At 51.8% G+C, this 26,277-nt stretch carries 24 protein-coding genes; 8 read left to right on the forward strand and 16 right to left on the reverse strand.

Features of this window, described 5'->3' with window-relative positions; all coding sequences use genetic code 11:
* Positions 1-305 precede the first annotated feature (305 nt).
* On the reverse strand, positions 306-3,425 hold the full coding sequence (locus tag CWE21_RS11185; RefSeq protein ID WP_126834536.1) for an efflux RND transporter permease subunit: 3,120 nt from the start codon (positions 3,423-3,425) through the stop codon (positions 306-308).
* Entirely contained in the window at positions 3,415-4,383 is a 969-nt protein-coding gene (locus CWE21_RS11190) for an efflux RND transporter periplasmic adaptor subunit (protein WP_126834537.1), read from the reverse strand. Before CWE21_RS11190 ends, CWE21_RS11185 begins: the two co-directional genes overlap by 11 nt.
* A gap of 227 nt (positions 4,384-4,610) precedes the next feature.
* On the opposite strand from CWE21_RS11190, the gene CWE21_RS11195 reads away from it, so the two are divergent.
* Both CWE21_RS11195 and typA read left to right on the forward strand, forming a co-directional pair.
* Complete coding sequence (locus CWE21_RS11195; protein WP_126834538.1) at positions 4,611-7,307, forward strand: putative bifunctional diguanylate cyclase/phosphodiesterase; 2,697 nt, start codon at positions 4,611-4,613, stop codon at positions 7,305-7,307.
* Between the two features lie 117 nt (positions 7,308-7,424).
* Positions 7,425-9,263, forward strand: a complete 1,839-nt coding sequence (gene typA / locus CWE21_RS11200; RefSeq protein ID WP_126834539.1) for a translational GTPase TypA — start codon at positions 7,425-7,427, stop codon at positions 9,261-9,263.
* A 7-nt stretch (positions 9,264-9,270) separates the two neighbouring features.
* Here typA and CWE21_RS11205 read toward each other — a convergent pair whose 3' ends face one another.
* From CWE21_RS11205 to CWE21_RS11215, 3 genes are read right to left on the reverse strand one after another with little or no spacing between them, the layout of a single operon-like run.
* Positions 9,271-10,824 (reverse strand): sensor domain-containing diguanylate cyclase, encoded by a 1,554-nt coding sequence (locus CWE21_RS11205; RefSeq protein WP_126834540.1) that lies wholly within the window; start codon positions 10,822-10,824, stop codon positions 9,271-9,273.
* Between the two features lie 3 nt (positions 10,825-10,827).
* Entirely contained in the window at positions 10,828-11,484 is a 657-nt protein-coding gene (gene trhA, locus CWE21_RS11210; RefSeq protein WP_126834541.1) for a PAQR family membrane homeostasis protein TrhA, read from the reverse strand.
* A 28-nt stretch (positions 11,485-11,512) separates the two neighbouring features.
* Positions 11,513-11,809 carry a DUF3081 family protein gene (locus CWE21_RS11215; protein WP_126834542.1) on the reverse strand — a complete coding sequence of 99 codons (297 nt, stop codon included), beginning with the start codon at positions 11,807-11,809 and terminating at the stop codon, positions 11,513-11,515.
* Positions 11,810-11,947: 138 nt separating this feature from the next.
* Between CWE21_RS11215 and CWE21_RS11220 the strand changes: the two genes are divergently transcribed.
* Positions 11,948-12,559: a TetR family transcriptional regulator gene (locus CWE21_RS11220; RefSeq protein ID WP_126834543.1), complete on the forward strand. Its 612-nt coding sequence runs from the start codon at positions 11,948-11,950 to the stop codon at positions 12,557-12,559.
* Between the two features lie 8 nt (positions 12,560-12,567).
* Here CWE21_RS11220 and CWE21_RS11225 read toward each other — a convergent pair whose 3' ends face one another.
* From CWE21_RS11225 to CWE21_RS11240, 4 genes are read right to left on the reverse strand one after another with little or no spacing between them, the layout of a single operon-like run.
* Positions 12,568-13,065: an MgtC/SapB family protein gene (locus CWE21_RS11225; protein WP_126834544.1), complete on the reverse strand. Its 498-nt coding sequence runs from the start codon at positions 13,063-13,065 to the stop codon at positions 12,568-12,570.
* Positions 13,066-13,071: 6 nt separating this feature from the next.
* A complete protein-coding gene (locus CWE21_RS11230) occupies positions 13,072-13,584 on the reverse strand; it encodes an NADPH-dependent FMN reductase (RefSeq protein WP_126834545.1) in 513 nt (170 codons plus the stop codon).
* Entirely contained in the window at positions 13,581-14,225 is a 645-nt protein-coding gene (locus tag CWE21_RS11235) for a DUF2959 domain-containing protein (protein WP_126834546.1), read from the reverse strand. The genes CWE21_RS11230 and CWE21_RS11235 overlap by 4 nt, the downstream gene beginning before the upstream one ends.
* Before the next feature lie 30 nt (positions 14,226-14,255).
* Positions 14,256-14,957, reverse strand: a complete 702-nt coding sequence (locus tag CWE21_RS11240; RefSeq protein WP_126834547.1) for an SDR family NAD(P)-dependent oxidoreductase — start codon at positions 14,955-14,957, stop codon at positions 14,256-14,258.
* A 131-nt stretch (positions 14,958-15,088) separates the two neighbouring features.
* Between CWE21_RS11240 and CWE21_RS11245 the strand changes: the two genes are divergently transcribed.
* Genes CWE21_RS11245 through CWE21_RS11260 form a run of 4 tightly spaced genes read left to right on the forward strand, consistent with a single transcriptional unit; the run spans position 15,089 to position 17,558 of the window.
* The gene (locus CWE21_RS11245) at positions 15,089-15,982 is read left to right on the forward strand and encodes a virulence factor BrkB family protein (protein ID WP_126834548.1); all 894 of its coding nucleotides are present in this window, start codon (positions 15,089-15,091) and stop codon (positions 15,980-15,982) included.
* Positions 15,942-16,388 carry a D-aminoacyl-tRNA deacylase gene (dtd, locus tag CWE21_RS11250; RefSeq protein WP_126834549.1) on the forward strand — a complete coding sequence of 149 codons (447 nt, stop codon included), beginning with the start codon at positions 15,942-15,944 and terminating at the stop codon, positions 16,386-16,388. The genes CWE21_RS11245 and dtd overlap by 41 nt, the downstream gene beginning before the upstream one ends.
* 2 nt (positions 16,389-16,390) lie before the next feature.
* Complete coding sequence (locus CWE21_RS11255; RefSeq protein ID WP_126834550.1) at positions 16,391-17,290, forward strand: bifunctional GNAT family N-acetyltransferase/hotdog fold thioesterase; 900 nt, start codon at positions 16,391-16,393, stop codon at positions 17,288-17,290.
* Positions 17,291-17,309: 19 nt separating this feature from the next.
* Entirely contained in the window at positions 17,310-17,558 is a 249-nt protein-coding gene (locus tag CWE21_RS11260) for a TraR/DksA family transcriptional regulator (protein ID WP_198675122.1), read from the forward strand.
* A gap of 26 nt (positions 17,559-17,584) precedes the next feature.
* Here CWE21_RS11260 and hutH read toward each other — a convergent pair whose 3' ends face one another.
* From hutH to hutC, 3 genes are read right to left on the reverse strand one after another with little or no spacing between them, the layout of a single operon-like run.
* Entirely contained in the window at positions 17,585-19,111 is a 1,527-nt protein-coding gene (gene hutH, locus CWE21_RS11265; protein ID WP_126834552.1) for a histidine ammonia-lyase, read from the reverse strand.
* Entirely contained in the window at positions 19,111-20,787 is a 1,677-nt protein-coding gene (gene hutU, locus CWE21_RS11270; RefSeq protein ID WP_126834553.1) for a urocanate hydratase, read from the reverse strand. The genes hutH and hutU overlap by 1 nt, the downstream gene beginning before the upstream one ends.
* 16 nt (positions 20,788-20,803) lie before the next feature.
* Positions 20,804-21,499 carry a histidine utilization repressor gene (hutC, locus tag CWE21_RS11275; protein WP_126834554.1) on the reverse strand — a complete coding sequence of 232 codons (696 nt, stop codon included), beginning with the start codon at positions 21,497-21,499 and terminating at the stop codon, positions 20,804-20,806.
* 93 nt (positions 21,500-21,592) lie between these two features.
* Between hutC and hutI the strand changes: the two genes are divergently transcribed.
* Positions 21,593-22,813 carry an imidazolonepropionase gene (hutI, locus tag CWE21_RS11280; RefSeq protein WP_126834555.1) on the forward strand — a complete coding sequence of 407 codons (1,221 nt, stop codon included), beginning with the start codon at positions 21,593-21,595 and terminating at the stop codon, positions 22,811-22,813.
* Here hutI and CWE21_RS11285 read toward each other — a convergent pair.
* The 4 genes from CWE21_RS11285 to hslV form a co-directional block, all read right to left on the reverse strand.
* Positions 22,795-23,841, reverse strand: a complete 1,047-nt coding sequence (locus tag CWE21_RS11285) for a formimidoylglutamase (protein ID WP_126834556.1) — start codon at positions 23,839-23,841, stop codon at positions 22,795-22,797. The two genes, hutI and CWE21_RS11285, sit on opposite strands and share 19 nt — an antisense overlap.
* A gap of 3 nt (positions 23,842-23,844) precedes the next feature.
* Positions 23,845-24,330 carry a ribonuclease E activity regulator RraA gene (gene rraA, locus CWE21_RS11290; RefSeq protein WP_126834557.1) on the reverse strand — a complete coding sequence of 162 codons (486 nt, stop codon included), beginning with the start codon at positions 24,328-24,330 and terminating at the stop codon, positions 23,845-23,847.
* Between the two features lie 66 nt (positions 24,331-24,396).
* Entirely contained in the window at positions 24,397-25,728 is a 1,332-nt protein-coding gene (gene hslU, locus CWE21_RS11295) for an HslU--HslV peptidase ATPase subunit (RefSeq protein ID WP_126834558.1), read from the reverse strand.
* Positions 25,721-26,257: an ATP-dependent protease subunit HslV gene (gene hslV, locus CWE21_RS11300; protein WP_126834559.1), complete on the reverse strand. Its 537-nt coding sequence runs from the start codon at positions 26,255-26,257 to the stop codon at positions 25,721-25,723. The genes hslU and hslV overlap by 8 nt, the downstream gene beginning before the upstream one ends.
* Positions 26,258-26,277 lie beyond the last annotated feature (20 nt).

Raw genomic sequence — 26,277 nt, forward strand, 5'->3', positions numbered from 1 at the left:
TCGTTTAAACAAAAACGAAGAGCGTTGTTTGCTATTCGCTGTTTGTTCTTCGTTGAAAGCAATTGCAAGCTGTGTGCCAACTTTTGACAAAGTAATTAAATTCAATACCTTACAAAAACACATAACACATAAATCTGATTTTGCTGGCTTGCTGCGGCTGCTTTGGTGCTTTTGTGCCGAATTTTGCACCATTATAGTGCATATCTTCGCACCATGATAGTGCAACCGTAACTTATCCAGAGAGGGCTGCCCTCTGTGGATAAGTCGGCGACTTAGCACAGAGGGCGAACGGTGGAATGCGGGGTCTAGCTGCGGCGTTTCAGCAATGACGCATACAGCAGCGGAATTACGATTAAAGTTAGGATGGTCGATACCGCAATACCGAAGATAAGGCTGACCGCGAGGCCGTTGAATATCGGATCGTCCAAGATGAAGAACGCGCCCATCATTGCCGCGATTGCGGTCAGCACAATTGGCTGAGTACGCACGGCGGCAGCTTTGATAACGGCATCGTTCAACGGCGTTCCCGCGGCCACGGCTTCACGGACGAAATCGACCAGAAGAATCGAGTTGCGCACGATGATACCCGCCAAGGCGATCATGCCAATCATTGAGGTGGCGGTGAACTGCGCACCCAGCAACGCATGGCCAGGCATGATACCGATCAACGTCAGCGGAATCGGTGCCATGATCACCAGCGGCGTACCGTAACTACCAAAATGACCAACTACCAATAGATAAATCAGCAGCAATCCCACCGCATAAGCCAAGCCCATATCACGGAAGGTCTCGTAGGTAATTTGCCACTCGCCGTCCCATTTCACCGCAGCCTGATCCCACTCGGTTGGTTGAGTGATGTAGCTTTGCGGCAAGTCAATATCTGCAGCGGCATCGAATAGACCATAGAGCGGTGAATCAAGCTCGCCGGCCATGTCTGCGGTCACATACACCACCGGACGCAAATCCTTATGGTAACGCGGCTGCTGCAATGGCACGGTGACCCGCTCGATGAACGCACTTAGCGGCACCGCTTGCCCTTGCTGATTGGTCACGGTCAAGCTTTCAAGTTGTGCTAACTGGCCCTGCCACTCCGCTGGTAAAAACAGCTGCACCGGAATCGGCTGTAACTCATTCACGCTCGCCAAATAGGTCACCGGCATACCGCTCAATGCGGTTTGCAAAACTTGCACAGCTTGCGCCGGACTCACGCCCAACTGCGTGGCGCGCGCATTGTTGATCTGCCAAATTTCTTCGACGCCATCAGCAACCAAGGTACTGTCGCTATCGACCACGCCCTCAGTTTGCTGCAACTGCGCCAGCACCTGTTGTGCCGCCGCTTGACGCTCTTGCGCTGAGGGCCCGTAGACTTCAGCTACAATCGGTGCCAACACCGGCGGTCCTGGTGGTACTTCGACCACTTTCAAACGACCACCTGCTGCTTCGGCAATAGGCGTTAACAACGGCCGCATCGCTAGGGCGATTTCATGACTCGCACGATCACGCTCCCCTTTGTCGGCCAAGGTGACTTGAATATCGCCATGGTATGGGGCACTGCGCAAATAGTATTGTCGCACCAAGCCGTTGAAACCAATTGGCGATGCTGTGCCAGCGTAGATTTGCGTGGCAGTAACTTCTGGCACTTCGTCCAGTTTTTCCGCAAGCGCCACAAGGACTTTGTTGGTTTGCTCGAGACTGGTGTTTTCAGGCATATCCAGCACCAACTTGATTTCGCTCTTGTCATCAAACGGCAGCATCTTCATCACCACCGCTTGCACTACCGCAAGACCGAGCATGGCGACAATCAAAACGATCAAGCCGAAGCCCATGAAATAACGTTTCTTGCGACTCTCAAGTAAGGGCCGCATGACGCGCTCGAATAAGCGCTGCAGACGGCCATCTTTTTGCTCGCCGCCCTCGTCGTAGTGACCTGAATCTTTCAGCAAGTGCCGCGCCAGCCATGGTGTTACCGTCAAGGCAATGATCAACGACAACAGCATACCCATCGAGGCATTGATCGGGATCGGGCTCATGTAAGGCCCCATCAGTCCACTGACGAACGCCATCGGCAACAGTGCGGCGATCACGGTAAAGGTGGCCAAAATGGTCGGCCCACCGACTTCATCCACAGCCGGCGGAATCGCTTCTTTCAGCGACTTGCCCATACCTAAATGGCGGTGAATGTTTTCTACCACGACTATGGCGTCATCGACCAAAATACCAATCGAGAAGATCAGTGCGAACAACGACACACGGTTGAGGGTAAAGCCCCAGGCCCACGAAGCAAACAAGGTGGTCGCGAGGGTCAGCACCACGGCGCTACCAACCACCACAGCTTCGCGTTTGCCAAGCGTGAACAAGACCAGCGCCACCACCGAAATGGTCGCAAAAATGAGTTTCTGAATGAGTTTTGAAGCTTTAGCGTCGGCGGTTTGCCCGTAGTTGCGAGTCACTTCGACGTCTAAGGCCGGTGGCAACCACTGTGCCTCGAGGGTCGCTAACCGCTCAAGTACGCGGGCGGCAACATCCACCGCATTTTCGCCAGCTTTCTTGGTAACCGTCATGGTTACTGCCGGCGCAACGCTACCATTCTTTTCGCGTGACCAGACGTAGCGCGATGCCTTGTTTGCGCCGGAGCTAATGGTCGCTACCTGCTCCAAACGCACGGGACGGCCATTGACGACCGCAACCACGAGCTCACGCAACTGCTGCTCGCTGTCGATAAAGCCACCCGCCTGAATCGCTAGCTGTTGGCCTTGTTGCAAACGGTAACCGGCTTGCGCACTGGCATTTTGACTCTGTAGCGCTTGTGCGACACGGTTAAAATCGAGGCCAACCTGCTCTAATGCGGTGCTATCCAAGGTCACGCCGATTTGTTCGGGCTCAGCGCCAATCACTTCGACATCACGTACACCCGCGACGTTTTGCAACGGCGCGCGCAAGGTATCTGCGACTGCCTTTAAATCCAACTCGGTCGAGGTCAGGGTTAAGCCTAAAATCGGCACATCATCGATACCACGCGCTTTGACCAGCGGTTGGCTGGTCTGCGGGTGTTGTTGCTGCCACGAAGCAAGGGTATCAAATAACTCTACTAACGCCTTGTCGCGCGGCACGCCGACTTCGAACTGAACGGTAATCAGTGCTTGCCCGGGCTGCGACACCGAATAAATGTGCTCAATACCCTGCATGCGGGCAAAATGCTGCTCCAGTGGCGTCGCCAGTTGTTGCTCTACTTGCTCGGCGCGCGCGCCAGGAAACGCCACCATAACATCCGCCATGGTCACATCGATTTGTGGCTCTTCTTCGCGCGGCGTGATCATCGCCGCCATAAGGCCCAGCATTAAACCGAACAGGGCAAGCAACGGCGTTATTTGCGAACGCTCGCCCCACGCTGCTAAACGCCCTGCAATCCCCATCTTATTCGCCATAGCTGACCACCTCGCCAGCATCTAAGCCGCTAACAACTTCAACGTTGTCGCCATAACGGCCACCTAAGCGGATTGCGCGCCAGCTCTGATCCGCCAGTTTGACTAAGGTTAATTCACCTTGGCGGTAGACTGCGGCTGCAGGAATCACGACACCGTCGTGTTCACCCACTTTTACGCTAACGGTTTGCCATTGCCCCGGTAAGAAGCCGGTATCGGCCGGAAGGTTCAAACGCAGACGCTGGGTGCCCGTTTGCTGGTCGGCGGTTGGGAAAATTAAAAATTTGCTTGGCTCAATACCTGCGACTCGCGCCCATGCAAAACGCTGAGCTGCGGCTGCATAGCGCGCTGGCAGGTCGACATGAATACGTAATTCGGCGGGTTCAAAACCGCTCATCAAAGGTGTGCCTGGCTGCACTAGCTCGCCGGGTTCAACCAAGCGTGCGCTTACCACACCGCCGTAAGGCGCTTTTACTTCGGTGTACGACAACTGTTCTTGGGCTCGCGCCACTGCAGCTTTGGCAGAGCGCTGCTGTGCTTTGGCACTATCTAAGTTCGCTTGCACTCTATCTTGCTCGGCGACAGGCACGAGTTTTTGCTCAACCAAACGAATCACGCGATCATACTCTTGTTGCGCAGCGGTTAAATTCGCTTCGGCGGCCGCTAGCTGCGACTCCGATTGGGTCAAGGCTTGATATTGATCGACCGAGGTAATGGTTACGATAGTCGCACCGGCTGGGACTTTGTCACCAACCTCGACCAGCACGCGCTCCACGCGCCCTGACACTTGTGCCGACACGGTAGCTGCGTTAGTTGCCTCCACGATACCTTGGAGCTGGACTAAGTCAGCCAAGCTTTTCTGTTCAGCTGCTATGGTGGCTGCACTGCTCGTAAAGGGTAGAAGGTACAAGCCACCCACGGCCAGAGCTAGCACGCCGATCACGCCTTGTCGTAATGTCATTATTCGTTCCTCAAAATAGTGAGCATAGCTAATAGTTTAGATTGCGCTTATTTTAGACTTTTCTAAATTAAAAGTCTAGGCTGGTACAACCTCCAAAAAAATTAGCAAAACCTATCCACACCAATGCAAAAACTAGGTATGCTGGCCTAAAATCTACTAATAATCATTCTTATTGCACCCATACAAAGTCATGCAAGTTTGATTCATAGCCAAAGAAGAATGATGCTATGTTCTATCGAGTAAGCTCCAGCGCTGCGCGAAAGTTTGTCGTCTCCGTTGCCACCTTATTTGTGGTCACTGGAGTCGTAGGCGCAATTGAGCTTGCTCTCTACCAAAATGAACTGCTTATGGCAGTCGTCCCTCAGTCGCTTGTTTACTCAGCTTTGATTGTTGGCATTGGTCTTTATGGCTTGTTGTATCGTTCTAAATGGTGCTGTTGGCTTTCGGGGCTCAGCTTGCTAGCGGTACTTGGCACGGTAGCCTGGTTGATTGAGTTTGAGGGCAACGTGCGCTTAATCGCACTCCCGCTGTCCTATGTCGCGGTACTGCTGTGCGGTACAGCCCTATTATTTTTCGTCAAACCCGACAGTAAGCTGGGGCGTGCCGTCTGGCGCTTTTGTATTGCCTGCTCAAGCCTCATTTTCTTCTTTATTCAAGCCTCCGTTTGGGGCCTCTTCAGCGACAATGCCTTAGCTATCAACCAAGCCAACTTTATTGCCCTGAGTTTAATTTCCGTGCTGGTCAGTCTCGGGGCGATAGCATTAGGCGTGCTTATGCACACCTACAATGACAACTATCGGCCGGCCTTGCGTTCGCAAGTTATCATCATTGTGATGACTATCATCGGTGTGAGTATTTGGTACACACTGAACTTGAATGAACTGCGCAGCCAAAGTGAAAAAGCCGAAACTAAAATCGACCTCATCGCCCAGATGATCGACGCCACCTTAGAAACGCAAAGCAATATCGCCAAGCAGATGCAACAGCGTTTTACCACCGCACAAGACGAAGCGACGTTGGCACGCTTGATTGAGCTCGACACCACGAACTTCGAGGCAAATAACCCAATTGTCCGGGGTTTTATTCTGTATGACGGACAGCAAAACGTACTCTTGAGTAACGGCTATGCGACTGAATTTCTCGCTGCAGACATGCTCAAATCGGACCGCTTTTCGGATTGGCTTGCCGCGGCCGAACAGGATATTCGTTTAGTCATTCATGGCGCATCGTTGGCCACTGCAGATCCCATTTTTATTATTTCGACGCCGTTTAACACACCCAGTGGTGAACCCCGTCAGTTACTGACCCTACTTGATGTAAATAAAGTCATTGCGACCCAGTATTTGAGCTATTTCGATAGCATGGAAACTTACTTGGAATTTAGTCCGCAATTGCTAATTTCGATGCAAGGTTCAGCGTCCGGTACGCTATCGCTTGCAGAGCTGATGCGGCAGGCACCTCACTTCATTACGAGTTCAGCAGCGATTGCTGGATCGGCCGAGATGAATTTTCATAGCGTATTGCGGGACTATTCAGAGATCCAAAACAGTGCGCAATTAGACCAACTGTTGCTGTGGTTAACTTTTGCTTTTGTATTTATCTACATTTTGGCTGAAGACAACTCACAGCGCGCCGCAAAACGTCAGCATGAGCTCGCTTACCTAGCAAAACACGATGATATTACTGGCTTTTTGCGACGCGACGCCTTCAATACAATTCTCGCCGAGCGCGATCGCATCGCGCTGCGCAAACTGCGCAGCATGCTCTTTATTAACTTGGACGGTTTTAAGCCCATAAACGATAGCATCGGCCATACCTTGGGCGACAAAGTACTTTATGAAACGGCGCGGCGGATTGAGCGCTGTGCACCTGCCAACTCGGTTCTTGCGCGTTTTAGCGGTGACGAATTCTTGGTTTATTTTGAGCCTAACCAAGAAAATAGTGCAAACGAATGTGCTGACTGTATTTTGCAAGCCGTTCGCAAACCCTATGAAATCGATGGTATCGATATTCATCTTTCCGCGAGTATCGGCAACGCCAACAACGAAGAACTGCCAATTGAAGCGTTGCAGTTAATTCAGCATGCCGAAATTGCTATGAGCCAAGCCAAACGAATTGGTGGTAATCTTACGCAACACTTCATGCAAGCTATGGCACGTGACTACCAGCAACAGGTCCGACTGCGTAACGCCTTGCAGATTGCTCTCGATAGGAAAGACTTTGAAGTCTACTATCAACCCATTTTCAATACGGCCAATCACACCATTACCGGTGTGGAAAGTCTGGTGCGTTGGAATTTGGATGGTGAATTTGTTTCACCTGGGGAATTCATCAAGATTGCCGAAAACACCGGACAAATCATCCCACTTGGCGAACAAGTTTTAGATATGGTCTTGGCGGATATTCGACGTTATCCGCAATTGCAAAATATCAAAGTTACGGTCAACGTATCTGCGCAACAATTGCAGCGTTACAACTTCCCTAAATTCCTCGCGGAACGTCTCGCTTTTCATCAGGTTGCGGCGCGCAACCTTACTTTAGAACTGACCGAGGGTGTGTTTGCTGGTGAAACCATGTCGACCATCGCAGCCTTGCAGCAATTACGCGACATGGGGTGTCATGTCGCCATTGATGACTTTGGCACCGGCTTTTCGAGTCTTTCCTATCTCAACCGCTTACCGGCCGATATCATCAAGATCGATCGTGTTTTCACGCATGGCATCGCTGACGATCCAGAGCTGTTCGCCGTGGTGCAGAAGATAATCGAACTCTGTCTTCACTTGCAAAAACGTGTCATCGTCGAAGGTATCGAGGACGAGGTACAACTCAATATCTTCACCCAACTTGGGGTTGAACGCGTACAAGGCTTTTTCTTCGCACATCCCATGCCAATCGAACAGTTGCTCAAGCGGTTGGTAAAATAACTGGCGTCTGCTAGGGTGACTGCGTATAATACGCCGCTATTTTAACCAATGGCGGGAAACCGTCCGCGGCGATCACTTCTCAAAAAGTTTCATCTCGCGTTTTTACAGGCTTTATTAATGACTATTCAAGCAACCGAACTTTCCAAATTACGCAATATTGCCATTATTGCGCACGTTGACCATGGCAAAACGACCCTTGTCGACAAGCTGTTACAGCAGTCTGGCACGCTCGAAAGCCGTGGTGGCGCAGAAGAGCGTATTATGGATAGCAACGATCTTGAAAAAGAGCGTGGCATTACCATTTTGGCTAAAAATACCGCGGTTAACTACAAAGACTACCGTATCAACATCTTGGATACCCCAGGACACGCCGATTTCGGTGGTGAGGTTGAGCGTGTATTGTCGATGGCCGACTCAGTTTTGTTGGTCGTAGACGCAGTTGACGGCCCGATGCCGCAAACGCGCTTCGTTACCCAAAAAGCTTTTAATCACGGCCTTAAGCCGATTGTCGTGGTAAACAAAATTGACCGCCCAGGCGCCCGTCCTGATTGGGTCGTGGACCAAGTTTTTGATTTGTTCGATAACCTTGGCGCAACCGACGAGCAGCTGGACTTCCCGATTGTTTACGCTTCAGCTTTGAACGGTTTTGCGACTCTTGACCCTGATGCGCCGAGCGAAGACATGACGCCATTGTTCGACACCATCCTTGAGCGTGTTTCTGCGCCTGACGCCGACCGCGATGGTCCTCTGCAAATGCAGGTCTCGCAACTCGACTACTCAAGCTACTTGGGTATTATCGGTATCGGTCGTATCAAACGCGGTACCTTGAAGCTGAACCAGCAGGTTTCAATTATTGGTGCGGATGGCTCGCAACGAAACGGCAAAGTTGGCCAAATCTTTGGCTACCTTGGTCTTGAGCGTATCGAAACCGACCAAGCCAGCGCCGGAGACATCGTTGCCTTCACTGGCCTAGGTGAATTGAAAATTTCTGACACCATCTGTGCTGCCGGTCACGTTGAGGCGTTGCCAGCACTGAGCGTTGACGAACCTACGGTAACCATGACCTTCCAGGTCAACACCTCACCGTTTGCCGGTAAAGAAGGTAAGTTCGTAACCTCGCGTCAGATCCTTGAGCGTTTACAACAAGAGCTTAAGCACAACGTTGCGTTGCGCGTTGAAGAAACCGACAACCCTGACCGCTTCCGCGTGTCGGGTCGCGGTGAATTGCACTTGGGCGTATTGATCGAGAACATGCGTCGCGAAGGCTTTGAACTTGCCGTATCACGCCCTGAAGTTATTATCCGCGAAGTTGACGGCGTGAAGGAAGAACCGTTTGAAAACTTGACGGTAGACATCGAAGAACAGCACCAAGGTGCGGTCATGGAAAAGCTCGGCTTACGTAAAGCCGAGATGACCAACATGACCCCAGATGGCAAAGGCCGTGTGCGTGTTGACTTCATGGTGCCAAGCCGTGGTTTGATTGGTTTCCAAACCGAGTTTATGACGCTGACTTCAGGTTCTGGCTTAATGTACAAAACCTTTGACCATTACGGCCCACACAAAGGCGGTAAAATCGGCCAGCGTATGAACGGTGTATTGATTTCAAATGCGACCGGTAAAGCGTTAACCTACGCGCTATTCAACCTGCAAGAGCGTGGTAAGTTGATGGCTTCACACGGTGATGAAGTATACGAAGGCCAGATTATTGGTGTGCACAACCGTGGCAACGACCTAACTGTTAACTGTTTGAAAGGTAAGCAGCTGACCAACGTACGTGCCTCAGGTACCGATGATGCGTTGACCCTGTCACCGCCGATCCGCTTGACACTTGAGCAAGCGCTTGAGTTTATCGATGACGACGAGCTCGTGGAAATCACGCCGAAGTCGATCCGTATTCGTAAGCGTTTGCTTACTGAGACTGAACGTAAGCGCGCGAGTCGTAGTAAAGACGGTTAAGTATTGCTTAACTCGCAGAAGTATCAGAGGCCGCGACCACACAGTCGCGGCCTTTTTGTTTGGCTTGATATAGCAATTTATCAGCGGCATCTAGCGCCTTATCGAGGCTATGCTCTGGGTCCCAAGCAATCACACCTGCGCTAAGCGAAACGCTAAATTGCTCATCACCACTGGTGAATTGCTTAGACTTAAATGCGCTTGAGAGTTGCTCGAGCTTAGCCGCCGCATCGGCCGCAGAGCTGCCATCAAGAATCAAGGTAAATTCCTCACCGCCGGTGCGTGCGCAAATATCGGTATCACGGAATTGACGCCGTACTTCATCCGCCAAAGCAACCAAGACTTCGTCGCCCATGGCATGGCCATAACGGTCGTTCACCTGCTTAAAGTGATCGAGATCCAGCATGACCACGGCCAATGCTTGACCATGACGTTTAGCTTGCGCCTGTAATTTTTCTGCTTGGGTAAACAATGCACGACGATTCAGCAGTCCGGTAAGGCTGTCAGTTGTCGCGAGCTTTTGCAGGGCTTTGTTCTTCTCGCGCAACTGCTCAGTGCGCTCCTTCACCTCTTGCTCGAGGCGCAGGTTGAGATCAGCAAAGGGCCGTGCGATGCGTCCCGCACTTATCCAGCCGACTAAGGCAAAAGTGAGTGCGACAGCAAGGCCAATCCAGGCCGCTTGCCAGCGTAACTCGGAGACCGGCTGCAACGCGAGTTCAATAGGTTGACGGACAATGATCTGCCATTCCGGTCCGCGATAATCGGAGCTACTTTTTATTTTCGCGTAGCCAACTAGGTATTGATTACCATCAATCCACTGTTGTACGTCCCAACCGCGTGCGGTGACCTGCGGATTAAGTTGTGTTGCTAACGGCTGCTCTTGCAGATTGTCGGGCCCCAGCAAGATCTGGTTTTCAGAGCTAACGAGCAATATGTCGGTCCCCGGTAGTGACTGCAAACTCGCCATTGCCTGCCGCTCCACCTGTTCCGCCCATTGCCAGTTTAAGTGACTGCCCAAAACACCCCATATTTGACCGTCGGCGGTCTGCAAAGGAACTGATACATCAACGAAGCGTAAGGGTTCATTGCCCTCTGGATTGAGAATTTTTTCTAATAGCAACGCACCATGTACATCGCCGATGTAGTACGGCTGCTGTAACGCTTGCTCGAACCAAGGCCGCCTACTTACATCTGCACCTTCCAAAACGTCTTTTGCACTTACTATCACACGCCCATTGGTGTCCGTTACCCCGATCCATGCATAGGCGTCATAACTTTCGAACACGGCCTCTACTAAGCGTGACAGCTGCTCTTGTTGTTGTTCAGTTTGTGGACGCGACATCAGCCTTGACGCAGTTTGCATGTCACGCAGTCGTTCAATCATGCCGCGTTCAAGTTGATAACTCACTTGTTGCGCGACGTTGGCTAAACTCAAACCCACTTGTTGCTGAATCTGTCGGGTGGCCGCCTGCGTTACGATAGCGGTGATAATAATCGAAAGGAGCAGGCCGAAGCCTGCATAAATCACGAACCAACGAATTTTAAGGTTCACTGGCACTAGCATGAATTACACCATGTCGGGGTGAGGCAGTACGTAGTAAAAGATAGAGAAAAAGTGCAGCACACTGCCGGCTAGAACAAACATATGCCAAATGGCGTGATGAAATCTTAACGATTTCCAGACGTAGAAAATGACGCCCAAGCTGTAAGCCAATCCTCCGGCTAATAGCAGCAATAGTCCACCACTGTCGACAAATGTCAGCATTGGCTTTATCGCAATCACAGCCATCCAACCCAAGCCCAAGTAGAGTGTTAGCGAGAGCCACTTCTTGCGGTCTTCGATGGCCAGCTCAAGTATCACGCCGATAATCGCAATACTCCAAACGATGCCTAACAGCGCCCAGCCCCAAGGGCCACGCAGGTTCACCAAGGCGAATGGCGTATACGTACCGGCAATAAGTAAATAAATGGCCGCATGGTCCATTTGCTGGAAGAAGTTTTTCACCCGTGGCCACGGAAATGCGTGATAAAACGTTGAAGCCAAATACAATATGATCAGGCTGGCACCATAGATGCTCGCGCTGACCACATGCCAAACATCACCGTAGGCCACCGCCCATACCAACATCACCACGAGACCCACGATACTGGCGATCGCGCCAATACCATGTGTTACTGCGTGTGCGACTTCTTCAGCGATGCTGTAAGCCTTCGGTTTACTCACTTCACTCTACTCCGACTCTCTTATTCGTTTATCGATGCGTTTCTTCAGGATCTTCACGGCCCGGTTTGTGGTAATCACGACTGATTTGTTCAAGCTTGCGCATGAACATATCAAAGTCGCGTTCGCTGCTGTAGTCAAAATGGTACTTATTATGGAACTCCAGACGCATTTGCACATTGTGCCCCTCTAAGAACACAGTGTAACCGTCGTGGTCAGTGTAGGCCGTTATCCCCTCAAGGGTATGCTTGCCTTGTTCCGCTTTACCATGCTCATGGATTTTCTCATAAGCATCGAGCACTAATCTTTGATCAACTTCGTTTTTCATGTTTGCGCTCCTTTTTTGTCAGTATATCTACAAAGTGCGGTCATTTCCTGTCAATTACAACCTGACTTTACATACATACATGAATGTTTGATTAATATCCTGTATAATCTTTGGCAGTTGTCTAACTTGAGGTGAAATGTGGTTCGACGTACCAAAGCAGATGCCCTTACAACCAAAAATGAGTTGCTTGACGCAGCTGAACGTTTGTTCAGTGAGCGCGGGGTATCCAACACATCGATGATGCAAGTTGCAGAGGCTGCGGGCGTTACTCGCGGTGCCATCTATCATCATTTCGAAAACAAGCTCGATCTTATCTACGCTCTTATGGAGCGAGTTAGTTTACCGGTCGACGAAATGCGTGATGAGTTGCGTGCCCAATTACCCGACGAACCGTTGCGTCAACTGCGCGAGCGCTCTTTACATGTTGTGCATCAAGTTCAACACGACCCGCACATGCAAGCGCTGGTAAATATTCTTTGCCATAAATGCGAGTACGTTGAAGACACGCTGCCGATTCACCTGCGTCACTTAAGCGGTCGTAATGAGTGTATTGAAGAGTTCGTCAAACTAGTTGAACTAGCGCAGCAACAAGGCAGTGTCCGAGCTGAGGTAGAACCTAGAACCTTTGTTATCGGTTTGTTTGCCCTGGTTGACGGCTTATTCTACAACTGGCTTCTCGATACCGATTACTTCGACCTAGGCCGCGCCGCAGAACGCACCATTGATACCTACCTAGCCGGTATTCAATAGCAGGGCATTTAGCCCTGCTTGTCGCGGCGGAAGCTGGTTTTCCAGCCCTTGTATTTTTTATGCACGCCTCGGGTCAGTGACTGAAAGTAGTCTTCCATTAAATCGACGCCGAATAACACGCCGACGACCACGACCGATAACTTAATCGAGGTTTCTAGGTGGCCGAGGCCGATCGCTACGCCGATCGAAGCCAATGCCCAAATAGTCGCGGCCGAGGTAACGCCAACAACGACTCCATCGCGCGCCAGCATAACCCCTGCACCTAAAAAGCCGATGCCAGTAATCACCTGACCGATAATCCGCGAAGGGTCAGTTGCTTCGGTCATCACCGAAGCTGCACCTACAATAAACAGGTAGGTACCAAGGGTGATAAGGGATGAGGTTCGAATCCCCACCGGCTTGCCGCGCATCTGCCGTTCAAAGCCCACCAAAGTGCCGCACAGCAGCGCGGTGCCAATGGCTGGCCACGTGAAGGGCTCGATTACAAGCAGTTGCTGCCAGTCCACGGTTGTTTAATCTCCTTGCTTCAGGAAGTTGCCAAGGAACTTCGCGTCGAGCTCAGCAATTTTCTCTGCATCGGTCTTGGCAATACTTGCCACTGCAGGCGCAACCCATGCTCCGAGGTTTGCTAGCACGCCACGTAGGTCGGTCATCGCACGCACGGCACCAAATTGGCCGGGCGAAGCACCAGCTAGCAAGACTGTTTTGCCCATCCAAGGATTGGTGTCGAGACGTGAACTCCAGTCAATCGCATTTTTCAGTAACGGTGGAATCGACGCATTGTACTCCGGCGTCACCACCACGATTTTACTCGCTTCTGAGATAGCAGTTGCTAACTTCTGAATATTACTCGGTACGCCGTTTTTTTCTTCATAGTCACCTTGATAGAGCGGAGCATCAAGTTCAGCAGGCGGGTAGACGTAGCATTGCTCGCCGTTTAACTCAGCCACCTCAGCTAAACGCTCTTGTAAGCGACGATTAATTGAAGCTTGGCGGCTGCTTCCTGCGATGATTAATAGACTCATGACTGTCCCTCTTGCATAGCTTGAATAAAGGCGTCGGACTCGGCAATGGCCGCTTCCATCTCTTTGATTAACTCGGCAACGTCAGCTTGTAAACTACGATACTCACCACGAATGGCGTCGACCGCTGCAGCGTTGAGATTATGCTTTAAGTACAACACATTATCTTGCAGCTTTTCCAGAACTGGATCCATGGTTGCGGCCGCGCGCTCCATACTTTGCAACAGCGCACTGTAGCGTCGCTCAGTGTCACGTAGTGAGCGTTCACTTTGGCGCTGCAAATTGTCATTACTGTATTCTTCTAATTCATCGCGCCACTCATCGAATAAGTCTTGGGCGACGTCATCAATCGCTTCAATGCGGTCATAAACACGCTCCGCCGCCGCGACACTCGCTTCGTAATCTGAATTCAATGCTTTGTATTGGGCTTCGAGTTCGCCGCCATCAATTTGCAGCATTTCATCGAGGCGTTCGAGTGCTGATTTAAATTCTTCTTGGGCATCCGCTTGCGCATCGCGCGCGTCATCAACGCGATCAACCAGAATGTCGCGTTTATGAATACCGACCTTTTCCATGGCACCGTAGTAGGCGCTTTGACAACCTGCTAAAAAAACCACGGCTGTCGCGATTGTTAACCAACGCATCGCGCTTCTCCTTTTAGATAGGGAAACAGATTAATAAGGCAACTCAGTTCCATCCCAGTGTAGCAGCTTACCGCTTTGCTCCGTAGTCAAATTTTCAATCACTTGCGCAATGCGCTGCGCTGACTGCTCCGGCGTGTAAAGTTTATCCGCGGGCAAGCGCTCTTGGAACGGCGCCGATAGCTCGGTATCGGTGGTTCCCGGGTGGACCGCGGCAATCACCAGTTGCTTATGGCTGCGACCGAGCTCAATCGAAGCCGTTTTTAACAACATATTCAAAGCCGCTTTACTCGCGCGGTAGCTATACCAACCACCTAAGTAATTGTCGGTAATGCTTCCGACCTTGGCACTTAACTGCACCCAGAACGCCGGCTGCTTACGCGGTAATTTCGACACCAGCTGTTGCAGCAGCAGAATTGGGAGAATCGTATTTACTTCGAACGAATGCCGTAGCTGAGCCGCATTGACCGCTCCCAAATGCTTCTCCGGCATAAAATCGTCGTTATGCAGCATACCTAAGGTACTTATCACACCATCGAGATCATTGAGATGCATGAGCTCGGGCTCAATTTGGTCTTGCCGATAATCCGCAAGCTGTCGCCAATTGAGATTGTCATGCATAAACGACGCCTCTCGCCGACTCCACGCCGTCACCAGCACCCCTTCATTCAAGTAATGTTTGACCAAGGCTTGCCCAAGCCCCCCGCCAGCACCAACCACCAAAATATGCCTCATATGCTTCACTACCCTCCCAAACATCGAACATCAAACAGCGAACAGCAAACAACGCTTTTCCTATTAAACTTTACGCAAACGCCGCGGTTTGGGATTATAGTGACTCCTTAACAGTCAACATAAGGAATAGCATGAGCGACGAAACCAGCTCTACAACGTCACCTTGGCGCGCCAAATTGGCATGCGCCATCAGCTTTCTGAAGTATTTCGGCAGACGTTGTATGGACGACAAGATCACCATTATTTCCGGGCACCTGACTTTCGTCAGCATGCTCGCGCTGGTGCCGTTGCTGGTGGTTATTTTCTCGATTTTTTCTGCGTTTCCGATGTTCGAAGCCCTGCGAGCCGAAATCGAAGCCTTTTTATTCGCTAACCTATTGCCCACCTCAGGCGAAGAAATTTCACGCTATCTGAATGAATTTGTAGGCAACGTTTCACAGATGACCGCCATCGGTGTTGTCTTTGTGATTGTCGTGGCAGTCAACCTGATTTCGACCATCGATGCCACCATGAATCGCATTTGGCGTAACACTAAGCGCCGCCGTCTTGCCGTAGCGCTCGCCGTTTATTGGATGATATTAACCTTGGGTCCGTTGTTGATGGGCTCTGGCATGGCTGTAAGCTCTTATCTGATTTCCTTGGCCTCGTTTGCCGAAGATTATGTTTCAGGCGTCCGCACAACCTTATTGAGTGTTGTGCCCATTGTGACGTCGGTGATTGCCTTTTTACTGATGTATGTGATGCTTCCTAACCGCGTGGTGAAGGTTCGCCACGCCTTTTGGGGCGCTTTGCTTGCCGCTGTCCTCTTTGAAATAAGCAAGACTGCTTTCGCTTCCTATGTGACGGCTTTTCCGTCCTATCAGGCCATTTATGGTGCTTTGGCCGCGATTCCAATTCTGTTACTGTGGATCTTCTTGTCTTGGACCATCGTCTTGATTGGGGCGGAATTGACCGCCAGTATCGAGGAGTTTTTTGAGGAAAGCGATGAAAGCACTACTGCAGAGAGTAACGCAGGCGAAAGTTGAGGTTGGCGGTGAAACCGTAGGCGCAATTGACGGTGGGCTGCTGATATTTTTGGGAATCACCCCAAGCGACAACGAGGCCACCGCCAGCAAGCTTGCTCAACGCGTCGCTGGCTATCGGCTATTCAGCGATGCTGACGATAAAATGAATCTCAGCCTCAGTGATATCCAGGGCGGTGCACTGGTCGTATCACAATTCACCTTGGCGGCCGACACCAACAGTGGCCGCCGGCCAAGCTTTTCAACCGCGGCACCACCACAACAAGCAGAACCGCTTTACCAAGCTTTTGTCAAAGCTTTGCAGCGTCTGGATATTGAGGTCGCTACGGGCGAGTTTGGTGCTGACATGCAAGTGTCGCTGACCAACGATGGACCGGTCACCTTTTTGCTCGACACGGAGAAAAATTAACTATGTATCAAGTCATAAGTCCCGCGAACGAGCAACAATGGCAAACCTATTATGACCTGCGCTATCGGGTGCTAAGGGAGCCCTTTCAGCGGCCCCGCGGCTCGGAAAAAGACGAGTATGATCAGGTGGGTTTGCACCGCATGGTGGTGAACGACGCCGGGCAGGCCGTCGCTGTAGGTCGACTCCATTTCAACAGTCCTGATGAGGGGCAAATCCGCTTCATGGCGTCAGCGCCAGAACATCGGGGCGAAGGCCATGGCGTAGCAATTGTTTACGCTTTAGAGCAACTCGCACGCCACGAAGGCGCGAAGCATATCGTTATTAACTCACGTGACAACACCCTCGGCTTCTATCAGAAATGCGGTTACGAACTCGTCGAAGAAGCGGACACTGTTAGCAACCCAGGCGCCGAGCATCAACTGCGTAAAACCTTAACCGAATACAACCGCATTATTTATCGGCCGGATTGGTGCCAGGAACTGCAAGCTACGTGGCACGAAGAGATCCCCATCTCGGAAACCATGGGCATCCGCATTAGCCAGTACACCGGACGTGAATTTGAAACCCATGCCCAGCTGTCACGCAATATTAATGTGCATGGCACTATGTTCGCTGGCAGTATTTATTCACTCGCAACCTTGACGTGCTGGGGGCTGCTGCATTTACAATTGCGCGAGCGACAACTGCCGGGGGCGGTGGTGTTAGCCGATGGCAACATTCACTACCACAAGCCGATCACCCGTGAACCGCGAGCTGTAGCGCGCTTGCTAGACATGAACGGCGATCTTTCCAGTTTAAAAAGTGGACAAAACGCACGGGTGAATCTTAAATCACAAGTATTCGATGGCGATAAACCGGTGGCCGAGTTTACCGGGCAGTTTGTTGTGCTGGCTAAAAAATAATTTCAAAAAGGACGTAAGCATGAGTGAATCTTTATCCGCCCAGCAGTTGTTACGCATCCGCAGTAAATTAGAAACTGTCGTCGCCGAACAGCCCGACAGTCGCGCTGCCACGTCGGCGAATGCCGCACTGCAACGTATGCGTAGCGGTGAGTATGGCTATTGTATTGAGTGTGGTGACGAAATATCCGCCGCACGATTAGCGGCCAAACCTGACGTTGCGCTCTGCGTCGACTGCCAAGCGCTGAAAGATGAAGAAGAGGACGCCTGAGCGTCCTCTTTCAGTTGAAGTGAGCGTTAAAAGGTCGCTCCTTCGGTAACTAACATTCCCAATTTTCCGCTGTAAATCAACGCTGCTGCCGCTTCAATATCTGGCGCAAAATAGCGGTCCTGATCATAATAAGCGACCTTCTCGCGCACCAAACCATGCGCCTGCTCAATTGCCGCCGAGGCTTTCAGCGGGCGACGGAAATCAATTCCTTGCGCAGCTTCTAAAAGTTCGATGGCAACGATATCGCGAATGTTCTGCGCGATGTCAGTCAGGCGTCGTGCCGCAAAGGTGGCCATCGACACATGGTCTTCTTGGTTGGCCGAAGTCGGCAAGCTGTCCACCGAGGCTGGATGCGCTAAGGTTTTGTTCTCTGAAGCCAAGGCTGCCGCCGTAACTTGTGCCAACATGAAACCTGAGTTCACCCCACCGTCATTGACCAGGAATGGCGGTAAGTTACTCAAATGATGGTCGATCAGCAACGCACTGCGACGCTCTGATAGCGCACCTATTTCGCTTGCTGCGATTGCCAACATATCGGCGGCCATGGCGACTGGCTCGGCATGGAAATTACCGCCAGAGATAATGTCGCCATTGTCATGGAACACCAATGGGTTATCGGTCACGCCATTCGCCTCACGAGTCAAAATCGTGCTGGCATGCTGCAATTGGTCATAAACAGCACCCATTACTTGCGGCTGACAACGCAACGAGTAAGGGTCTTGGACTTTTTCACAGTCTTCGTGGTCTGCAGCAATCTCTGAACTGTCGGTAAGCAACTGACGGAAACTCGCAGCTACGGCGATCTGACCCAACTGGCCACGCACTTCATGAATGCGCGGATCGAACGGTGCGCGCGAGCCCATTGCCGCTTCGACCGACATGGCGCCAGCGATCAAAGCACTGTGGAACACGCGCTCAATCTGGAATAACCCGTGCAGCGCTAACGCAGTGGAGGCTTGGGTACCGTTAAGTAATGCTAAACCTTCTTTCGGCGCTAAGGTCAGCGGTTGCATACCAATTTTTGCCAAACCTTCTTGGGCTGGGTAAATCTCGCCCTGATAACGCACATGTCCCTCGCCAATCAATGGCAAGACTAGGTGTGCCAGCGGCGCTAAGTCACCTGAGGCACCTACTGAGCCTTTGCTCGGCACACAGGGGTACATCTGCTCATTCAATAGCGTTAGCAAGCCGTCGATAACCTGCTGGCGAATGCCCGAAAAGCCGCGGCTGAGCGAATTCACCTTGAGTAATAGCATCAAGCGAACCACTGTATCGTCCATCAGCTCACCAGTACCGGCGGCATGTGACAGTACGATGCGACGTTGTAAATCTTCTAACTTTTCTGGCGGAATGCGGGTATTGGCGAGCAAGCCAAAGCCGGTATTGATGCCATACACCACTTTACCAGCGGCGAGAACCTCGCTAATGGTCGCTGAGGAGCGCTCGATGGCCGCCGCTGCGTCGGCGTGTAAGGCGACCTGTTGTGGTGCCTGCCACCATTGGCGCAAATGATCGAGGCTTAGTTTGCCCGGTTCCAGAGTGAATACTGCCATTACTTGTCCTCCACCATTGGTAAATCAAGACCTTGTTCTTTCGCGCAATCAATCGCAATGTCGTAACCGGCGTCGGCATGACGCATCACGCCAGTACCTGGGTCGTTCCACAGCACACGACCAATACGTGCTTCTGCGGCATCAGTACCGTCGGCCACAATAACCACACCAGAGTGTTGCGAATACCCCATACCTACACCACCGCCATGATGCAGGCTGACCCAAGTGGCGCCACCGGCAGTATTCAAGAGTGCATTGAGTAACGGCCAGTCTGAAACTGCGTCAGAGCCGTCTTGCATGCTCTCGGTTTCACGATTCGGGCTTGCCACTGAGCCAGAATCCAAGTGATCACGACCAATTACGATCGGCGCTTTCAACTCGCCGTTCTTCACCATCTCGTTGAACGCTTTAGCAATGCGTGCACGATCTTTCAGGCCGATCCAACAAATACGTGCCGGCAAGCCTTGGAAGCTAATACGCTCACGGGCCATATCCAGCCAGTTGTGCAAGTGCGGATCGTCTGGAATCAACTCTTTTACTTTGGCATCGGTTTTGTAAATGTCTTCTGGGTCACCCGACAAGGCGACCCAACGGAAAGGCCCGATGCCTTGGCAGAACAATGGACGAATATAAGCCGGCACAAAGCCCGGGAAATCAAATGCATGATCGACACCAACGTCTTTTGCCATTTGGCGGATGTTGTTGCCATAGTCGAGTGTCGCAGCGCCGCGCTGTTGCAAAGTCAGCATCGCCTGGACTTGCACAGCCATGGATTTTTTCGCTGCCAGAACCGTCGCTTCAGGTTCACTTTCTTGCTTGGCTTTGTAGTCGTCTAGGCTCCAACCCTGTGGCAAGTAGCCATGCAAAGGATCATGCGCCGAGGTTTGATCGGTCACCACGTCTGGCGTGATGTCGCGTTCCACGAGTTCGGCATAGACATCTGCGGCGTTACCTAATAAGCCCACCGAAATCGCACGGCCCTCAGCTTTAGCGTCATTGATTAACGCCAATGCTTCGTCAAGCGACGTGGCTTTATGGTCCAAATAACGGGTACGCAAACGGAAATCAATCCGTGACTCGTCGACTTCAACCGCCAGCATACAATAGCCAGCCATCGTCGCCGCCAGAGGTTGCGCGCCGCCCATGCCACCGAGACCACCGGTCAGTACCCAGCGACCTTTGGTTTCACCATTAAAGTGCTGCTTCGCAACTGCAACGAAGGTTTCATAGGTGCCTTGTACAATGCCTTGCGAACCGATGTAGATCCATGAGCCGGCAGTCATCTGCCCGTACATCATCAGACCTTTTTTATCGAGTTCGTTAAAGTGCTCCCAAGTGGCCCATTCCGGCACCAAATTTGAGTTTGCAATCAGCACTCGCGGCGCGTCCTCATGGGTTGGAAACACACCGACGGGTTTGCCGGATTGGATGAGCAATGTTTCAGTTGGTTTGAGGCGCTCGAGCACCTCGACGATTTTATCGTAACTTTCCCAGCTGCGTGCCGCGCGACCAATGCCGCCATACACTACGAGTGCGTGGGGATGTTCTGCAACTTCAGCATCCAAATTGTTCATTAACATGCGCTTGGCCGCTTCCACTTGCCAGTTGCAAGTGGTGAGTTCACTACCGCGTGGGGCACGAATCGTACGGCTGGTATCGAGTCGAGTAAAGCTCATTGTCAGTTATCCTTTATTAAAATTGCAGATGTCCGCCAAGACTGAAGCGCGAACCAGGATGCGTTAGTACCGCATAGGTCACGACGCCCTCAGCACTCCAAGTGCGACGGTTAATACGTAAGCAAGGCTCTGGCTTGGTTAACAGCAACCATTGGCAGAGCTGATTTGAGGGTGTTACCGCTTCGATTTGATGGCTCGCCTCGGTCAGTGGCTGCGCCTGACAGAGGTATTCGTGCGGCGTCAAATCGTTGTAGTTTTGCTTTAAGTAATCAGGAGCGAGCGCTGGATTCACATAACGCTCTTCAACTTGCACGGGTAAGTCGTTTTCAAAATGGCTAATCACCGAGTGAAACACCATGTCACCTGGTTCAAGATTGAGCATCTCGGCCACTAAATCAGAAGCATGTTCACGCCGCAGCACATGAACTTGGGCATGATAGCGGTGTTGGCGCGCGCGAATTTCATCGGCAATATTACGAATTGCCATGAACGAGGTCTGCGACTTGATCGGCGCGACAAAAGTACCAGAACCTTTGGTACGAATAACAATGCCTTCATTCGCAAGCTCTTGCAGAGCACGGCGCGCGGTCATGCGGCTTACTTTAAACTGCAGCGCCAAGGCGTTCTCAGAACTTACCGGATGGTTCTCGGGCCATTCGCCAGAGGCTATTTTGTTGTAGACATGCTGTTTGATTGCGGAGAATTTAGCCATGCGTCAGCTTACCCATAGGTGTCCTTGCTCAAGATGTGCTAGAGTGTAGGCAACTCGAATTGTATATACAAGCATTACAAGGGAGAAAGTTGTATGACTCAGCGCCAACAGCGTATTGAAAATGTAACAGTGGCAACCATGGATCAGGCTCACTACGGCGATGGCTATGGCTTGCTGCCCAACGCCGTGGTGTGTATCGATGCTGGTACGATCAGTTACGTTGGCAGCGCCGCAGATGCCCCTGCGACACCTCCTGACGCAGAAATTATTGATGCCCAAGGTAAATTGCTGACGCCAGGTCTTATTGACTGTCATACCCACCTTGTCTGGGCTGGTTCGCGTGCTGATGAGTTCGCGCAACGCTTGCACGGAGTGAGCTATGCCGACATCGCCGCCCAAGGTGGTGGTATTGCGGCGACCGTGCGCGCCACGCGTGCGGCGAGTGAAGCTGAGTTAATCGAGGCTGCCACGCCGCGCCTTCAGGCATTAATCCGTGAGGGGGTCACGACCTTAGAAATCAAATCAGGTTACGGACTTTCGCTTGAGCATGAGGGCAAGCAATTGCGCGCGGCGAAGCAACTCGCCGCAGCCCACCCCGTAAGCGTGCAAACCACGTTACTCGCTGCACATGCACTGCCGCCTGAGTTCAAGGACAACGCCGATGGCTACATCGATACGATTGTCGATTCGATTTTGCCAACTCTGGCAGACGAAGGCTTGGTCGATGCCGTCGACGCGTTCTGTGAAAAAGTAGGTTTTACGCCGGCACAAACTGAACGTGTCTTTAAGGCGGCGCAACAGCGCGGTTTGCCAGTGAAGCTGCATGCTGAGCAACTCAGCAACCAACACGGCAGCGCACTTGCTGCACGTTATCAGGCACTTTCGTGCGACCATTTGGAATACCTCGATGAAGAGGGCATCAAAGCCATGGCTGCCAGCGGCACCGTTGCCGTACTACTGCCTGGGGCGTTTTATTTCTTACGTGAAACCAAGTTGCCGCCGCTCGACTTGCTGCGCCAGCATGGGGTGCCGATTGCCCTCGCGACCGATGCCAACCCTGGCACCTCACCCATATTGAGCTTGCAATTGATGCTCCAAATGGGCGCGACACTGTTTCGTATGACGCCTGAAGAGTGCTTGCAGGGCGTAACCGTGCATGCCGCGCAAGCACTGGGCTTGAGCGACCGTGGTCGTGTTGCCACCGGCTTACGGGCGGATTTATGTTTGTGGGATTGTACTGAAGCAGCCGAGCTTACCTATCAGTTTGGCACCGATCGCTTACTCGGCTGTTGGCATCAAGGGGTTCGCCGTTGAAAGCCATGCAAGTAAGCAAGCACTAACTCACTGAGCACTTGAGCACAGGCCATATCGCCGGCGTCACGGCCGGCAGGATGGAGGCTTGGTGCAGCTTCTGCCAAATGTAGATAACGCGTTTGCGGTAGCTTTGCCAACTCCGCAATTAGGGTATAGCCATGCTGAATACCCAAGCCGTTAAAATTGATCGCACTGGCCGGCACGCCTTGTAGCGAATCAACATCTATTTCGATACCCAGCGGACGTTGCCAGGCTTGCGCTTGCGCCTTAAATGCCGCCAATTGTTCCGTCCAGTTTGCCTGATAAAGTTCATGCACGCTGGTATAAGTGAAACCGGCGTCGGCTAATTGACGCAAACTCTCGGCGTTATTTTTGCCTTCATGCAGACCGACCACATGATAATTCGCCAAGAAACCGTCGGTATGGGCGTAACTAAAACCGTTCCCGCTATGCCGCCCTTCACGCGCGCGAAAATCAGCATGGGGGTCCAAGTTCATCGCCGCTACTTGCTGCTCCGTGGCTTCGCTCAGACTACGCAACAGCGAGTAGGCGTTGTTATGGCCACCGCCGATGAGAATAACTTCATAACCTTCACTGAATAACGGCAACAACGCTTGCATCACACGCTGATCAAGTTGTTCGCACAGATCGCGTAAACCTTGAACGTCACTCGCATCGGTGGTGCGCAGCGCGGCCGCTTGCTGTTGTAAATCCTCGCAATCAACATGCCCCACTAACAGCAACTCGTGACTCGCAATGAATGCATTCGCCTGTAGGTTGCATAAGCCTTGCAATGCCGCCGGCCATGCCGTTTCGGCGCCACCACGACCTAAGTTACCGCGTGGACCGATGCTCTCAGGCACGCCAATAAGTGCCACCTTTGCACCCTTTTCACGGGCCTTATGCAAGGCGCTACGGTAGTTAGCGGGAGTGTCGCAATTGGGAAGGGCATGAAGGGTTTGTCCAAGACGGACTTCCCCTTGGCGTGGCTTACACCACGCCTCGGGATCACAAGGAATTAAATACATAAATTATTCGATATCAAGCGGCTCAGGCGAAAGAATGACACCGGTAGTGTCGGCGTAGAGGTGATCTTCTGGCAAGAAAGTAACACCGCCAAAATTTACCGCAACGTCAACTTCACCGATGCCTTCTGCAGGCGCACCGACGGGAATGGATGCCAGTGCCATGATGCCAATATCGAGCTCATCCAGAGCGTCAACGTCGCGCACCGCGCCGAAGCAGACAATGCCTTCCCAATCGTTGTCGAGGGCGAGTTCGGCAACAGCGATATCAATCAGGGCGCGGCGGTTTGAGCCACCGCCGTCAATCAGCAGCACCTTTCCGGTCCCCTGCTGCTGCACCACCTCTTCGATGACGCCTTTGTCTTCGAAGCATTTCACGGTGACCAACTGGCCACCGAACGATACACGTCCACCGTAGTGAACAAACATGGGCTCGACCACGTCGACCATGTCAGGGTAAAGATCGCAAAGCTCCGAAGTATTGTATTCCATTGCCGTTCCCCTGCCTGTTACATCATTGATAGAAGGATAGTTTCAGGCACAGTATAGCCGATAACGTTACAAAATGAAGCGACTCAAGTCTTCATCTTGCGCTAACTTGCCTAAGTGCTCGTCAACGTATGCCGCATCGATGCTAATTTGCTGTCCTTGCAAATCGCTCGCGCCAAACGAAATGTCTTCCATCAGACGTTCCAATACCGTGTGTAAACGCCGCGCACCGATGTTCTCAGTGGTTTCGTTAACTTGGAATGCAGTCTCAGCAATACGCTGAATCCCATCTTCAGTAAAGGCCACATCGACACCTTCAGTCGCCATCAAGGCTTTGTATTGCGTGGTCAAAGACGCATTTGGTTCGGTCAAGATACGCACAAAGTCATTGCTGGTCAGGGCATCCAGTTCGACCCGAATCGGCAAACGCCCTTGTAACTCCGGGATCAGGTCCGACGGCTTCGACATCTGGAATGCGCCCGAGGCAATAAACAAGATGTGATCGGTTTTCACCATGCCATGCTTGGTTGACACCGTTGTACCTTCTACCAATGGCAGCAAGTCACGTTGCACGCCTTCGCGCGAGACATCAGGACCACTGGTATCGCCGCGCTTACAGATTTTGTCCACCTCGTCCAAGAACACGATACCGTTTTGCTCCACCGAGTTCAGCGCTTGCTCTTTCACTTCTTCCGGATTGAGCATTTTCGCAGCTTCTTCTTCGACCAACTGCTTGAACGCATCTTTGATCTTCAGTTTGCGCGGCTTGCTTTTGTCTTTGCCAAGGTTTTGGAACATGTTCTGCAGCTGCGAGGTCATTTCTTCCATGCCGGGAGGCGCCATGATTTCAACACCCATTTGCGGCATTGCAATATCAATCTCGATTTCTTTGTCGTCGAGCTGACCTTCGCGTAGCTTCTTGCGGAACACTTGGCGTGTATTACTTTGCTCACGCTCGGTTTTATCTTCGTCCGCCCAACCTTTTGCCGGCGGCAACAAGGCATCAAGAATCCGTTCTTCAGCGGCTTCCTCAGCACGGAAGCGCACTTTCTTCATCATCTGTTCACGCGTTTGCTTCACCGCAGTATCAGTAAGATCGCGGATGATCGATTCAATTTCCTTACCAACATAGCCAACTTCGGTAAATTTAGTCGCCTCAACTTTAATAAACGGCGCATTAGCAAGCTTCGCTAGACGACGCGCAATTTCGGTCTTACCGACACCGGTGGGGCCGATCATCAGAATGTTTTTTGGTGTGACTTCTTGGCGCAAGTCATCTTGTAGCTGCATCCGGCGCCAGCGATTACGCAAAGCGACCGCGACAGCTTTCTTCGCATTGTCTTGGCCAATAATATGACGGTTTAGCTCATCGACAATTTCACGTGGGGTCATATCAGACATCGGCCACAGACTCCTGTTCTTCGATGGTTTGGTTGGTATTGGTGTAGATGCAAATCTCGCCGGCTATCGTCAGAGCTTTCTCGACAATGTCGCGGGCGCCAAGCTCAGTGTTTTCCAGCAACGCGCGCGCTGCAGCTTGGGCATACGGACCACCCGAACCAATGGCAATAAGATCGTTTTCAGGCTGAATCACGTCACCGTTACCTGAAATAATTAATGAGGTATGTTTGTCGGCAACCGCAAGCAAAGCCTCAAGACGACGCAAAGCGCGATCCGTACGCCAATCTTTGGCGAGCTCAACGGCTGCTTTAGCAAGGTTGCCTTGGTGCTGTTCGAGCTTCGCTTCAAAGCGCTCAAACAAAGTGAATGCATCTGCGGTACCGCCGGCGAAGCCAGCGATGACTTGGTTGTTGTAGAGGCGGCGTACTTTGCGTACGTTGCCCTTCATGACAGTATTGCCAAGAGTTGCTTGGCCATCACCACCGATGACGACTTTGTCACCGCGGCGGACAGAAACTATTGTGGTCACAATTACGTCCTCTTAAGTTG

This window comes from Pseudidiomarina aquimaris, from assembly GCF_003987395.1.
GTDB lineage: Bacteria > Pseudomonadota > Gammaproteobacteria > Enterobacterales > Alteromonadaceae > Pseudidiomarina > Pseudidiomarina aquimaris.